Source organism: Acrocarpospora pleiomorpha (genome assembly GCF_009687885.1).
Taxonomy (GTDB): Bacteria; Actinomycetota; Actinomycetes; order Streptosporangiales; family Streptosporangiaceae; genus Acrocarpospora; species Acrocarpospora pleiomorpha.
In genome coordinates this window covers 1-13725 of record NZ_BLAF01000125.1, presented here as the reverse complement: position 1 = coordinate 13725, position 13725 = coordinate 1, and the positions used below count along the sequence as shown (strand labels likewise).

The 13725-nt window shown below is 68.2% G+C and carries 12 protein-coding genes; 9 read left to right on the top strand and 3 right to left on the bottom strand.

What is annotated here, in order from left to right; genetic code table 11:
- Positions 1-333: 333 nt before the first annotated feature.
- Positions 334-1062, bottom strand: coding sequence for a M50 family metallopeptidase (locus Aple_RS50965; RefSeq protein ID WP_218038945.1), 729 nt, complete (start codon positions 1060-1062; stop codon positions 334-336).
- Between the two features lie 99 nt (positions 1063-1161).
- Between Aple_RS50965 and Aple_RS50960 the strand changes: the two genes are divergently transcribed.
- The 6 genes from Aple_RS50960 (at position 1162) to Aple_RS50935 (ending at position 6158) form a co-directional block, all read left to right on the top strand.
- Positions 1162-2274 (top strand): magnesium and cobalt transport protein CorA, encoded by a 1113-nt coding sequence (locus Aple_RS50960; protein ID WP_246265636.1) that lies wholly within the window; start codon positions 1162-1164, stop codon positions 2272-2274.
- Between the two features lie 85 nt (positions 2275-2359).
- A complete protein-coding gene (locus Aple_RS50955) occupies positions 2360-2986 on the top strand; it encodes a class I SAM-dependent methyltransferase (RefSeq protein WP_155352034.1) in 627 nt (208 codons plus the stop codon).
- Between the two features lie 173 nt (positions 2987-3159).
- On the top strand, positions 3160-3546 hold the full coding sequence (locus Aple_RS50950) for a RidA family protein (RefSeq protein WP_155352033.1): 387 nt from the start codon (positions 3160-3162) through the stop codon (positions 3544-3546).
- Positions 3547-3709: 163 nt separating this feature from the next.
- A complete protein-coding gene (locus Aple_RS50945; RefSeq protein WP_170322074.1) occupies positions 3710-4234 on the top strand; it encodes a PadR family transcriptional regulator in 525 nt (174 codons plus the stop codon).
- Entirely contained in the window at positions 4231-5304 is a 1074-nt protein-coding gene (locus tag Aple_RS50940; protein WP_155352031.1) for an ATP-binding cassette domain-containing protein, read from the top strand. The genes Aple_RS50945 and Aple_RS50940 overlap by 4 nt, the downstream gene beginning before the upstream one ends.
- A complete protein-coding gene (locus Aple_RS50935) occupies positions 5301-6158 on the top strand; it encodes an ABC transporter permease (RefSeq protein ID WP_155352030.1) in 858 nt (285 codons plus the stop codon). Before Aple_RS50940 ends, Aple_RS50935 begins: the two co-directional genes overlap by 4 nt.
- A gap of 45 nt (positions 6159-6203) precedes the next feature.
- Here Aple_RS50935 and Aple_RS50930 read toward each other — a convergent pair whose 3' ends face one another.
- Entirely contained in the window at positions 6204-7262 is a 1059-nt protein-coding gene (locus Aple_RS50930; RefSeq protein WP_155352029.1) for a hypothetical protein, read from the bottom strand.
- A 214-nt stretch (positions 7263-7476) separates the two neighbouring features.
- On the opposite strand from Aple_RS50930, the gene Aple_RS50925 reads away from it, so the two are divergent.
- On the top strand, positions 7477-9687 hold the full coding sequence (locus tag Aple_RS50925; protein ID WP_155352028.1) for a thiamine pyrophosphate-dependent enzyme: 2211 nt from the start codon (positions 7477-7479) through the stop codon (positions 9685-9687).
- Between the two features lie 2 nt (positions 9688-9689).
- Here the strand turns inward: Aple_RS50925 and Aple_RS50920 are convergent, their stop codons facing one another.
- The gene (locus Aple_RS50920) at positions 9690-10256 is read right to left on the bottom strand and encodes a TetR/AcrR family transcriptional regulator (protein ID WP_155352027.1); all 567 of its coding nucleotides are present in this window, start codon (positions 10254-10256) and stop codon (positions 9690-9692) included.
- 37 nt (positions 10257-10293) lie between these two features.
- On the opposite strand from Aple_RS50920, the gene Aple_RS50915 reads away from it, so the two are divergent.
- Both Aple_RS50915 and Aple_RS55365 read left to right on the top strand, forming a co-directional pair.
- On the top strand, positions 10294-11862 hold the full coding sequence (locus tag Aple_RS50915) for a carboxyl transferase domain-containing protein (protein ID WP_174890005.1): 1569 nt from the start codon (positions 10294-10296) through the stop codon (positions 11860-11862).
- Between the two features lie 5 nt (positions 11863-11867).
- Positions 11868-13725, top strand: a 1858-nt coding sequence (locus tag Aple_RS55365) for an acetyl-CoA carboxylase biotin carboxylase subunit (protein ID WP_246265634.1), incomplete at its 3' end; no start/stop codon positions are given.

The following is a 13725-nucleotide window of genomic DNA, read 5'->3' as shown; positions in this document are numbered from 1 at the left end:
AACGGCGACGCAACCCGTGGACCGCCGCCGGGAGCGCCGCCGAGGGCGGGCAGGACAGCGTCGTAGGCAGGCTTGTGGTAGCTGCCCACGAACAGCAGCGGGGTTCCACCACTGCGTCAGCCCTGGCTGTTCAGCACGCTGTCTAGACACCTGGCATCGGACCCCCTGACCTGCGCGAACGCTCCTCATGGCCCAGCGCGGCCCGCACCTTTCGGGTGCAAAGTGAGATGGGCGTTTTCGCAGGCCGGGATGGGTGAAGCGTCAAGATCGTGAACCATTGGGGTCAGGAGTACTTCTCCGTCGAATTCGGGATCGGACGCGTGTCTTCGCTCCCTAGCTCAAAAAAGCCAACGGCAGCGCAATCTCCGCCCGAACCAGCAGGTAGCCCCCATACCCGAGCGCCGCCACCGCGATCAAGAAGAACACCAGCACCCAGAACCCGCCGGGAATCCGCGTCAGCCGTGCCAGTTGATCCGCGTCCGAATCCGGCGCCCGGCCGCGCCGTCGCTTCCCTTGAAGTTCAAGGATCGGCCGTACCCCACCAAGCATCAGAAACCAGGCCGCTCCATACGCGATGACACCCTGCACATCAGCCGGAGCGAACCACGACACCGCGAACACCGCCCCGCCCACCACCAGCAGGGAGACAACCCCGAACACGTTGCGGATCAACAGAAGCATGCACGCGAGAAGCGCCAGAACACCCCAAAGCAGCAACGTCACATATCCAGCCGACGTCAGCCAAGCCGCCCCCACCCCCACCAACGAAGGCGCCACATACCCGGCTGCCGCCGTGATGATCATTCCTGGACCGGTCGGGTTGCCTCTGGTCAGCGTCACCCCGGACGTGTCCGAATGCAGGCGAATGCCGCGCAGTTTCCGCCGCGTCAGAACGGCGGCCAGCGCGTGCCCGCCCTCATGCGCGATCGTGATCAGCCCCCGGGACAGATGCCAGGACGGCCGATATCCCACGACGACCAGCGCTACCAGCCCAGACACCCCGATCAGCCACAACGGGGGCGCGGCCTGCGTCGCGATCAGCTGGTTCCATAACGCCTCCAGCGCGGCCACCTCCAGGAAAGCGAAACTTCATTGGCGATCATTGTCCCGTATGCCGAACACCATCGGTATACGTCATCATTTCGGGGATAACGTCACCGTGTGGCCAGACTTCGTTTGCGATCCTGGATGAAGCGGGAACTCGCGCCCGAGCACTCGATGGACCCCCGTCACATGGACGACCAGTCGATCAAACAGAGCGTGATCGACAACGCAATCTACGTGAACGGCCAGCGTGTCGACTCCCCGCTCTCCCTCGGCGGCGCGATCGACTCCCTCCGCGATCGGCCCGGATCCATGGCCTGGATCGGGCTCTACCGCCCAGAAGACGACGAACTCATCAAGGTCGCCGAGGAGTTCTCCCTCCACGACCTCGCCATCGAAGACGCCATCGTCGCCCACCAACGCCCCAAAGCCGACAGATACGGCACAACCCTCTTCGTCGTCCTTCGGGCCGCTCAATACCTGGACCAACCCGAAAAAGTGGCCTTCGGCGAGTTGCACGTCTTCCTCGGCCCCGACTTCGTCATCACCGTACGGCACAGCGAAGCCCCCGACCTGGCCGTCGTCCGCCGCCGCATGGAAGCCGACCCCGACCTCCTCCGCCAGGGCCCCCAAGCCGTCCTGTACGCGATCCTGGACGCCGTGGTCGACGGCTACGCCCCCGTCGTCGCCGGACTCCAGAACGACATCGACGAAATCGAAGTCCAGGTCTTCGGCGGTGACCCCGCCGCGCCCCGCCGAATCTACGCACTCTCCCGCGAGGTCATCGAATTCCAGCGCGCCACCACCCCCCTCATCGCCATGCTGGACGGCTTCATCGCCGGCTCCCCCAAGTACGGCGCCGACGAGGAACTCCAGAGTTACCTCCGCGACGTCGCCGACCACGCCATCGTCGTCACCGAACGCGTAGCCGGTTTCCGCCAGATGCTCCAGGACATCCTCATCGTCAACTCCACCCTGGTCAGCCAGGCTCAGAACGAGGAAATGACCAAACTCACCGCCGCCAGCATCGCCCAGGGCGACGAGGTCAAGAAAATCTCCGCCTGGGCCGCCATCCTCTTCGCCCCCACCCTGGTCGGCACCATCTACGGCATGAACTTCGACAACATGCCCGAACTCCACTGGACCTTCGGCTACCCCCTGGCCGTCGTCCTCATGGGCATCGTCTGCGCGACCCTCTACCTCGTCTTCAAACGCCGCGACTGGTTGTGACGGAGGATCGCAAGCTGGTCCTTAAGGAGGACTTCCGCCACCTCATGTCATGACATGATTTGCGAAGTTCCAGAAGGGTCACTCGATGCGTACTACCACCGATGCCGACGTGCGCCGGGTATTCGACCGGATCGCGGGTCGGTATGACGACCAGATGCAGGTCTGGGAGCGGCGCCTGCTGGCGGGCAGCCGGGAGTGGGCCGTCGGGGAGGCGCGCGGCCACGTCGTGGAGATCGCGGTCGGCACCGGGCTCAACCTGCCGCTGTACGCCCCCGACGTCACGGTGGTCGGGATCGAGTTGTCCGAGCCCATGCTGGAACTGGCACGGCGGCGGGTGGCGCGTTCCGGCCTTGGCGAGCGAGTGGAACTGCGGCAGGGAGATGTGCAGCGCCTGGAGCTGCCCAACGGTATCGCGGACACCGTGCTGTCCACGTTCACGTTCTGCACCATCCCGGACCCGGCGGCCGCGGCGCGCGAGGCCTACCGCGTGCTCAAGCCGGGCGGGCGGTTCGTGCTGGCCGAGCACGGGCCGTCAAGCAATCCGATCATCCGGGCCGGGATGCGGCTGCTGGAACCGCTGTTCGTGCGGTTCGCGGCCGACTACCTCACCCGCGATCCCCGGCCGTTCCTGGAGCAGGCCGGTTTCCAGATCGAGTCGGTGTCCCGGATGACCCGCGGCATCAGCTTCCGGGTGCTGGCCGTCCGGCCATGACGTGCCAGCTCGTACGTCGGTGAGCTCGGACAACGCGTCGGCGCATTAAGTGCGTCGACAGGGTTCTGCTCGTGCAGCAGACTCATTTTCGCGGCCTCGGCAATGATCTTCAGCGACACATGATCCCGCCGGGGCTGCTCCGTTGTCCAGCGAACGATCAAGAAGGAATTCCCATGGAGACCGTGACGCACACCCCGACCGAGGGCGTCTACCCCGCCACCGGTGACTACGCGCACGCGATCGAGGTGCGTAACGCCGAGCGTCTGTTATTCGTCGCCGGGACGATGGGGCTCGATCCCGCGGGCGTACCCGGAAAAACGCTCGCAGAGCAGCTCGAACTCATCTGGTCGAACCTTCGAGCCATTCTCGCCTCCGCCGACATGACCGTCGACAACATCGTGCGGCTCACCAGCTACCTGCGCGACGCCTCCTACGCCGAGGCGAACGCCAAGGCTCGCGTGGCGGCCTTGGGCAACCGCGTCATCCCAACCACGGCGATCGTCGCCGAGACGCTTGTCAGCGACTGGCTCGTCGAGATCGAGGTCATAGCCGCAGCCTGATACGGCCGCACGATTGGGTGGAGACCGACCATTGCTCTGCCAACTATCTAGATATATCGTTCACGTATCTCGATAGTTGGGTGGTGCCATGGAAGACAACCTGATGTGGGTGGGCGGGCCTCCCTTCCCGCCCCCTCCTCCTCCCTTTCCTCCGCATGGCGGGGTGGGTCCGTTCGATGCCCAGCTCCCGCCGCACCGCGGGGTCCCCCTTCCTGGGCCGAGGGTCCGGCGAGGAGATGTACGGCAAGCGCTCCTGCGCCTCCTCCACGAGGAACCCCGCAACGGCTACCAGATGATCGAAGAGATCGCCCGCCGCAGCAGCGGGATCTGGCGCCCCAGCCCGGGTTCTGTCTACCCGGCGTTGCAGCAGCTCGAAGACGAAGGGCTGGTCAGGGCCGAGGAGTCCGGCGGAAGCCGTACCTATCGGCTGACCGACGAAGGTCGGCGGCGGGCCGATGAGTGGTCGGGCGCGGAGCCGTGGGACGAGGTGGCGCGGAGCATGCCGGAGGACCGGCATGAGCTGAGGCTGCTGTGGGCCCAGCTGGGCGAGGCGTTCGTGCATCTCACCCAGGTGGCCTCGGACAGGCAGGTCGCGCAGACGAAGAAGCTGCTCAAGAGCACCCGGCGGGAGATCTTCAGGATCCTCGCCGACGATGAGGCGGAGGACGAAGGAGAGGGACGGCGATGAATCCAGCAGCGCAGACCGAAGGGCTTCAGGAGCCGGATCCGGCGGATACGGCCCGAGGGCTTCGAGAGACGGATCCGGCGGCCGGAGGGTCGCGGAAAGCGGATCCCGCCGTGGAGGTCCGAGGGCTGCAGAAGATCTACGGGAAGGTCGAGGCCGTCAAGGGCGTCGACTTCGAGGTCGCGCCCGGCGAGGTGTTCGGATTCCTCGGCCCCAACGGCGCCGGCAAGACGACCACGATCAGCATGCTCTGCACCCTGGTGACGCCGACCGGCGGGACGGCCACGGTCGCGGGGCACGACATCGTCGCCCAGCGCGACGAGGTCCGCCGCAACATCGGCCTGGTCTTCCAGGACCCGACCCTCGACGGCTACCTGACCGCGGAACAGAACCTGCGTTTCCACGCCGAACTCTACGGCGTCCCCAGAAACGTGGTCGACGACCGCCTCCGCCAGGTCATGGAGATGGTCGCCCTCTGGGACCGCAAGGACAGCAAGGTCATGACCTTCTCCGGCGGCATGAAGCGCCGCCTGGAGATCGCCAGAGGGCTGCTGCACTCCCCGCGCGTGCTGTTCCTGGACGAGCCCACCGTCGGCCTCGACCCCCAAACCCGCGCCGCCATCTGGGGATATATCAACAAACTGCGCCGCACGGAGGACATCACCATCTTCATGACGACGCACTACATGGAAGAAGCCGAATACTGCGACCGGATCGCGATCATCGACCACGGTGAGATCGTCGTCGTCGACTCCCCGGAAGCGCTCAAGGCCAGCATCGGCAAGGACCGCGTACAGATCCAGACCGGCGACGACCAGGCCGCCATCCGCGCCCTCCGCGACCAGTTTGGCCTGGAAGCCCAGGTCAGGGAGGGCCAGGTCACCTTCGGCGTCACCGGCGGCGAGGCCTTCGTGCCGCGCCTGTTCGCCGAACTCGGCCTCCCGATCCGGTCGGTGAGCGTCTCCCGCCCGTCCCTCGACGACGTGTTCATGGAATACACCGGCTCGACGATCAGAGACGCCGAGTCCGAGGGCGGCAAGAACCAGTGGATGAAAGTGATGGCCCGCCGATGACCGTGACCGATGTGGTTCGCGTGGCGCTGCCGCGTGGCGGCTCCTCGCATGATGTGCGCGCGGTGCGGGTCGTGCTGCACCGGGAGATGCTCCGGTTCGTCAACGACCGGACCCGGATGGTGTCCTCGCTGGTCCAGCCCGTGCTCATGCTGTTCGTGCTGGGCACGGGGATCGGCTCGCTGGTGCGGAGCTCGATCCCCGGAATCGACTTCCGCACGTTCATGTTCCCCGGCATGATCGCGATGACCGTCATCACGACCGGCATGTTCTCCGCGGCCTCGATCGTGTGGGACCGCGAGTTCGGCTTCCTCCGCGAGATGCTGGTCGCGCCGGTCGGCCGGGGTGCGATCGTGCTCGGCAAGTGCCTGGGCGGGGCGATCGTGGCCACCGTGCAGGGCGTGATCATTCTGGCCCTGGCCGGCGTGGTCGGCGTGCCGTACGCGCCTGGGCTGCTGCTCACCCTGGTCGGCGAGATGTTCCTCGCGGCCTTCACCATCACCGCGTTCGGGACGCTGCTGGCGGCCCGGATGAAGTCGATGCAGTCGTTCTTCGGCGTGATGCAGATGGCCATCATGCCGATGGTCTTCCTGTCGGGGGCCATGTTCCCGCTGGCCAACCTGCCGTCCTGGCTGCACGTGCTGACCACGGTGAACCCGCTGACCTACGCGGTGGATCCGATGCGGCACGCCGTGTTCGGGTATCTTAGCGTCTCGCCGCAGGTGGACGCGGCGCTCAATCCGGGCATCGTGTGGTTCGGGTGGCGGCTTCCGATCGGGCTCGAACTGGGGGTCGTCGCCGTGCTCGCGGCGGTCCTGCTGGGGTTCGCGATCTCGCAGTTCAAGCGGGCTGAATAGGAACAGCCCGGGGCCGCAGGGCCCCGGGCTGTCCGATAGAAAGGGTTAGCGCTTCACGCGCACCCAGTCCCGCGCGCTGGACGACGGGTCAACGTCGCGGTCGCCGCCGAAGACGGCCTTCCAGTAGCCGGACTTGGTGGCCTTGGTCTTGGTGTAGAACTTCCCGGAGCCGTTGCTCCAGGTCGTCTTCACGTACTTCCAGGAACCGTGCTTGGTCTTGAACCAGATCGACACCTTGCCGTCGTATCCGTCCCAGCTCCAGCGGTCCTCGACCTGCAGCACGCCACGCAGGTAGACGTACTTGCCGTACTTCACCGGTTCGGGTGAGGCGTTGAACTTGATGATGCGGCTGTCGAGGTCAGGCTTGGGCGCCGGCGGGCGGGGCTTGTGCCGGACGTCGACCTGGTCGCTGTCGCTCGTGCTCGGGTGGAACTGGTTGCTGACGCCTTCGAACTCGGCGCGCCACCAGCCCGACTTGAAGACCTTGATCCGGTCGGAGAACGCGCCCCGGTGGTCGGTGCGGTCCCAGGCGATCCGCTTGTACGAGGAGCTGCCCTGCTCCTTGAAGGTGATCCAGACGCCCTGGCCCGCGAGGGCCTTCCAGCCGGTGGTGCTGTTGGCGACCAGCGCGCCCTGGACGGTCAGGTACTGACCGGCCGCGATCGGCTCGGGGGAGGCCCCGAAGCCGCGGATGTCGGTCTCCCACACCTGGACGACTTTGAATCCACGGGTTTCGCTGGTGGACTCTTTACCGCTGGCGGCGGTGATCTGGAGCTTCCAGTCGCCCTCCGCGGACTGGCGGCCGAACTTCGCGCCGCCGCTCCACTTGGTGCTGTTGTCGGACGCCGTCAGGGTGAGCGGCGTCGTCGCCCCGCCTGGCGCCTGGAGGGACGCCGTGACCTTGGTGGGGTCCGCGAACTCGGTGCCGAAGCTGAAGGTCGCGCTGACCTCGGTGCTGCTGGTGACCACCACAGGGCTCGGACTGATGGAGATGTCCTTGATGATCGGTTTTGCCACGCTCGTGGCGTGGGCCGCGGGGCTGGCGACCAAGGTCGCCGCTCCCATAGCGGCCGCGATGACCACGGCGCTGATGCGTTTCAACATGCGGGTCCTTTCTACTCCCCGGTGCTGTTGAACGCGGCGTTTGAGGGTGCCACGTCATGTTCCTTACTAGTAGACGGTTTTGGGGGGCGAGTGGTTGGACCTCTTTACAAGCTGTCATTAACTCCTGTTGAACCGGACGCGCTCTGCAACAAGACATGAACAGAGTGAGCAAGGCTTGTCGCGGAGGCCTCGTCGTGGCGACATAATCGGGCTTGTGGCGCGGGACACTGTTGAGACGCATTTCGCCGAGGTCGTCGGTGCTCTCCAGCCGGGCACCCCGAGGGATCCGAGCCTGCCGGTGCGGCACGGGACCACCCTGACGGGGACCCGGTGCAGGGAGCTCTTCGGGATCCAGCTCGGCAGCCGGCTCCTTGACATCGCGGCCCGGTGGCTGCGCGCCCAGGGCGAGGGCCACTACACGATCGGCTCGTCCGGGCACGAGGGCAACGCGGCCGTGGCGGCGGCCCTCGAACCCACCGATCCGGCCCTGCTGCACTACCGCTCCGGCGCGTTCTATCTGGCGCGTTCAGCGCAGACCGGGCGGCTCGCCGAGGAGGGCCTGCGGGACGTGCTGCTCGGGCTCGCGGCGGCGGCGGAGGAGCCGATCGCGGGCGGGCGGCACAAGGTCTTCGGCCACCCCGACCTGGCGATCATCCCGCAGACCTCGACCATCGCCAGCCACCTGCCGCGCGCGGTCGGCGTCGCCTTCGCGATCGAGCGGGCCAAGCTGCTCGACGTGGCCGGCCGCTGGCCGGGCGACGCCATCGCGGTGTGCAGCTTCGGCGACGCCACCGTCAACCACGCCAGCGCGCTGACCGGTTTCAACACCGCGGCGTACGGCGAGTTCCGCGGCCTGAAGCTGCCGCTGCTGTTCGTCTGCGAGGACAACGGCCTGGGCATCAGCGTGCGCACCCCGCCGGGCTGGGTCGAGGCCGGGCACCACCCGCTGCTGCCGTACTTCGAGGCGGACGGCTGCGACCTGCCCGACGTGTACGACACCGCCCGCCGCGCCGCCGACCACGTCCGGGCCGGCCGCTCGCCCGCCTTCCTGCGGATCAGGACCGTACGGCTGATGGGCCACGCCGGATCCGACGTGGAGATGGCCTACCGGACCCGCCGGGAGATCACCGCCGACCTGGCGCTCGACCCGCTGGTCAGCACCGCGAGGCTGCTGGTCGAAGCCGGGCTGGAAACCCCGCAAGCGCTGCTCGCCCGGTACGAGGCGGAACGCGACCACGTGCTGAAGCTCGCCCTGGAATGCACCCGGCGCCCCCGGCTGGAATCCGCCCATCAGGTGATGGAACCGCTCGCGCCGCGCCGCCCCGCCGCCGTCGCGGCCGACGTGGCCCGGGTCCCCCCGGCGCGGGAGCAGGCCTTCCGGACGACGCTGCCCGAGGACGAGGACCGTCTCACCCTCGCGCAGGCCATCAACCGCACTCTGGCCGACGCGATGGCCCTGGACCCCGGCGTGCTGGTGTTCGGCGAGGACGTGGCCCGCAAGGGCGGCGTGTACGGCGTGACCCGCGGCCTACTTCGCCAGTTCGGCGTGGCCCGGGTCTTCGACACCCTCCTGGACGAGCAGGCCATCCTCGGCCTGGCCCTCGGTTCCGGGGTTTCCGGGCTGCTGCCGGTGCCGGAGATCCAGTACCTGGCGTACCTGCACAACGCGCTCGACCAGATCAGGGGCGAGGCGTCCTCGCTGCGATTCTTCTCCCAGGGCGCCTACCGCAACCCGCTCGTCGTACGGGTGCCCGGATACGCCTACCAGAAGGGTTTCGGCGGGCATTTCCACAACGAGAACTCGGTGGCCGCGCTGCGCGACATTCCGGGCCTCGTCGTCGCCTCCCCGGCCCGGCCGGACGACGCCGCCGCCATGCTGCGCACCTGCCTGGCCGCGGCCAGGACCGACGGCAGCGTCTGCGTCTTCATCGAGCCGATCGCGCTCTACCACACCAAGGATCTGTTCGAGGAGGGCGACAACGGGTGGCTGGCGAAGTACGCGCCGCCCGCGCGCTGGTTGGAGACGCACGTGCCGATCGGCCGGGCCCGCTCGTACGGCGACGGGCGTGACCTCACCATCGTCACCTTCGGCAACGGCGTGCGGATGAGCCTGCGCGCGGCGGTCAAGCTGACCAAGGACGAGAAGAGCTGCCGGGTGCTCGACCTGCGCTGGCTCAACCCGCTGCCGATCGACGACCTGCTCAGGGCCGCCGAGCTGACCGGCAAGGTGCTGATCGCGGACGAGACCCGCAGGACCGGCGGCGTCTCGGAGGGGATCGTCGCGGCCCTGGTGGACAACGGGTTCTCCGGGCCGATCGCGCGGGTGACCTCGCAGGACAGCTTCATCCCGCTGGGCGCCGCCGCCGACCACGTGCTGCTGACCGAGCAGGAGATCGAGCAGGCGGCCAGGAAGATGTTGTCCTGAGGTTAGTCGCCACTAACTGCGAGCGCGGCCTGGGCCATCCGGTGCAATAGCTCGGCCATCTCGTCGGCGGGCAGCTCGCCCGCGCTGCGCGGGGTCGAGTTGATCAGCCCGAACACGGCGTGCGTGGCCGAGCGCAGCCGGACCGGCGCCACCGCCGGGTGCAGGTCGCGCAGCACGCTCACCCATTCCTCCACGTAGAGGCGCTGCAGGCGGCGGATCTGGCGGCGGGCGGTCTCCGGCACGTTGTGCAGCTCGCGCTCGTGCACGCGGATCAGCGCGGGATGGCTGAGCGCGAACTCGATATGGCCGGTGAGCAGGGCGTTCAGCGCGTCCTGCGGGGGGAGCGCGGCGGTGGCGGCGCCCTGGTCGTGCAGGCGGGCGCTGATGTCGAGCAGGATCTCGCTGAGCAGCGCCTCCTTGCCGCGGAAGTGGCGGTAGAGGGCCGGGCCTGTGACGCCCACGGCCGTGCCGATGTCCTCGATCGACACCCCGTGGAAGCCGCGCTCCGCGAACAGGGCCGCGGCCGCCTCAAGGATCTCGACGCGGCGATTGCGGGTGGGGACTGCCATGAGGCAATGTTAGTCTAGATTAACAGGGAGGTGGCGAGTGAACAGCTGGCCGGTGCTGGCGAGCACCTGTGATGGGAACGCGGAGGCGTACAAGCGGAATGCGGAGGCCAATGAGCGGCTGGCCGCCGAGCTGCGGGAACGGCTGGAGGTCGCGGCGCGCGGCGGGCCCGAGCGGTCCCGCGCCCGGCATGTCGAGCGCGGCAAGCTGCTGCCCCGCGACCGGGTGGACGGCCTGCTCGACCCCGGGTCCCGCTTCCTGGAACTCTCCGCACTCGCCGCTACCGGGCTGTATGGGGACGAGGCCCCCGCGGCGGGGATCATCACCGGAGTGGGCCGGGTCGCGGGCCGCGAGGTCGTCGTGGTCGCCAACGACGCCACGGTGAAGGGCGGGACCTACTACCCGATCACCGTCAAGAAGCACCTGCGGGCCCAGGAAGTCGCCCTGCACAACCGCCTGCCCTGCGTCTACCTGGTCGATTCCGGCGGCGCGTTCCTGCCCCGCCAGGACGAGGTCTTCCCCGACCGCGAGCATTTCGGGCGGATCTTCTACAACCAGGCGACCATGTCCGCGCGCGGCATCCCGCAGATCGCCGCCGTCCTCGGCTCCTGCACGGCGGGCGGCGCCTACGTGCCCGCCATGAGCGACGAAGCCGTGATCGTCCGGAACCAGGGCACGATCTTCCTCGGCGGCCCGCCGCTGGTCAAGGCGGCCACCGGCGAGACGGTCACCGCCGAGGAACTGGGCGGCGGCGACGTCCACGCCCGCGTCAGCGGCGTCACCGACCACCTGGCCGAGGACGACGCCCACGCCCTGCGCATCGTCCGCGACATCGTCGCCACCCTCGGCCCTCCGGCGCAACGCCCGTGGAGGGTCGAACCCGCCGAATCCCCCCGGCACTCGCCACACGACCTCTACGGCATCATCCCCGGCGACACCCGCACCCCCTACGACGTGCGCGAGGTCATCGCCAGAATCGCCGACGGCAGCCGCTTCCTCGAATTCAAATCGGAGTACGGTCCGACGCTGGTGACCGGTTTCGCCAGGATCCACGGCCACCCGGTGGGGATCATCGCCAACAACGGCATCCTGTTCAGCGAGTCGGCGCTGAAGGGCGCGCATTTCATCGAGCTGTGCGACCAGCGCGGCACGCCGCTGCTGTTTCTGCAGAACATCAGCGGGTTCATGGTCGGCAAGGCGTATGAGGCGGGTGGGATCGCCAAACACGGCGCGAAGATGGTCACCGCGGTCGCGTGCGCGCGGGTGCCCAAGTTCACGGTGATCATCGGTGGCTCCTTCGGGGCCGGGAACTACGCGATGTCCGGGCGGGCGTACCAGCCGAGATTCCTGTGGATGTGGCCGAACGCCCGCATCTCCGTCATGGGCGGCGAGCAGGCCGCCAACGTGCTCTCCACGGTCGGGAACGCCGATCCCTCCGAGATCCGGGCGCAGTATGAGGAGCAGGGCAATCCCTACTACTCGACCGCCCGCCTCTGGGACGACGGCGTGATCGATCCGGTGGACACCAGGACCGTGCTCGGCCTGGCGCTCGGGGCCGCCGCGAACGCCCCCCTCGAACCCGTCGCCTACGGCGTTTTCAGGATGTGATCCTCATGTTCGACACGGTTCTGGTCGCGAACCGGGGCGAGATCGCGGTCCGGGTGATCCGGACACTGCGGGCGCTCGGAGTGCGGTCCGCCGCCGTTCACAGCGACGCCGACTCCGGCGCACCGCACGTCCGCGCCGCCGACATCGCGGTACGGCTTCCGCGCGGCTATCTAGACATCGACGGCATCCTGGACGCGGCCCGCCGGTCCGGGGCGCAGGCGATCCATCCCGGCTACGGGTTCCTGGCGGAGAACGCCGGCTTCGCGAGGGCCTGTGCGGAAATGGGGGTGGTTTTCGTCGGCCCGCCCCCGGAGGCCATCGAGGCGATGGGCGACAAGATCCGCGCGAAGGAGACGGTGGCCAAGGCCGGGGTCCCGGTGGTGCCCGGGGCGACCGGCGATCTGTCCGGGTGGACGGAGTTCCCGGCGCTGATCAAGCCCTCGGCCGGGGGTGGCGGGAAGGGCATGCTGCTCGTCCGCTCGGCCGCTGAACTGCCGGAGGCGCTCGAGTCGGCCCGACGGACCGCGCTGGCGGCGTTCGGCGACGGCACGCTGCTGATCGAGCGATTTGTCGCCAATCCCCGGCATATCGAGATTCAAGTGCTCGCGGATGGGTTCGGGAACGTCGTGCACCTGGGCGAGCGGGAATGCAGCCTGCAACGACGCCACCAGAAGATCATCGAAGAGGCGCCGTCACCGTTCGTGGACGCGGCGACCCGCGAGCGCATGGGCTCGGCGGCCGTGGAGGCAGCGCGGTCGGTCGGGTACGCCGGCGCCGGAACCGTGGAGTTCATCGTCCCCGGCGGCGAAGGGCCCGGCGAGTTCTTCTTCATGGAGATGAACACGCGCCTCCAGGTGGAACATCCGGTCACCGAACTCGTTTGCCGGGTCGCCGGGGAGCCACTCGACCTGGTTGAGCGCCAGCTGCGGGTGGCGGCGGGGGAGCCGCTGGGGTTCGAGCAGGATGATGTCCGGCTTGTCGGGCACGCGGTCGAGGGCCGGGTGTACGCGGAGGATCCCAGGCGGGGATTCCTGCCGACGGGAGGAACTGTCCTGGCGCTACGCGAGCCTGCGGGATTCGTTCCCCCGGGTGGAGCGCTGAGCGAACGTAGGCAAGGCTTCCTTGCGTCGGGTGGGCAAGAGCAGGAACTCGGGCAAGGCGTCGTTTCGTCGGGCGGGCAATCGCGAGAGGCGGGTCGAGAGCTTCTTGCCTCGGGTGGGCGGGTGTCGCGGATGCCTACCCGCGTTCGGGTGGATTCCGGGCTGGCTGAAGGGGTCGTTGTCGGGAGTGACTACGACCCGATGTTGTCGAAGGTGATTGCCTGGGCGCCGGAGCGTGAGGGTGCGCTGCGGGCTTTGGGGGACGCGCTCGGTGAGACGGTCATTCTGGGGGTGCCTACCAATATCGCGTTTCTGCGGGCTTTGTTGGCGCATCCCGAGGTGGTCGCTGGACGCCTGGACACCGGCTTGGTGGAGCGGCACCTCGATGAGTTGCTTACAAGCACCGACAGTTCGGATATTTCGGTATTCGCGCTGGTGGTGGCCGCGTTGCACTTCCATCCCGAAGGGGATGAGAGCGGTGATCCATGGGAGATCGCGGACGGCTGGCGGTTGGGGGAGCGGGCCTGGACGCGGTATCGCCTCGAAGCCGGTGGGGAGATCGTCGATGTCCGGGTCCGGGGCACTCGCGACCACGCCGAGGTCGCGGTTGGCGACACGGTTCTGACCGCTGGGCTCGGACCTGAAGGAACCGCGACCATCGACGGGATGACCAGGCGCTACATCATCGCGGGGGCGGGGCGGAGCCCCGAGGGCAAGCAATGGGGGGCGGGGCGGAGCCCCGAGGGAAAACAAAGGGTGGGTG

Bases quoted from the DNA above. Each gene is read 5' to 3' on its own strand.
- Aple_RS50955 (WP_155352034.1), top strand. From the start codon at position 2,360: ATGCGTACTACCACCGATGCCGACGTGCGCCGGGTATTCGACCGGATC.
- Aple_RS50950 (WP_155352033.1), top strand. From the start codon at position 3,160: ATGGAGACCGTGACGCACACCCCGACCGAGGGCGTCTACCCCGCCACC.
- Aple_RS50940 (WP_155352031.1), top strand. From the start codon at position 4,231: ATGAATCCAGCAGCGCAGACCGAAGGGCTTCAGGAGCCGGATCCGGCG.
- Aple_RS50935 (WP_155352030.1), top strand. From the start codon at position 5,301: ATGACCGTGACCGATGTGGTTCGCGTGGCGCTGCCGCGTGGCGGCTCC.
- Aple_RS50930 (WP_155352029.1), bottom strand. From the start codon at position 7,262: ATGTTGAAACGCATCAGCGCCGTGGTCATCGCGGCCGCTATGGGAGCG.
- Aple_RS50920 (WP_155352027.1), bottom strand. From the start codon at position 10,256: ATGGCAGTCCCCACCCGCAATCGCCGCGTCGAGATCCTTGAGGCGGCC.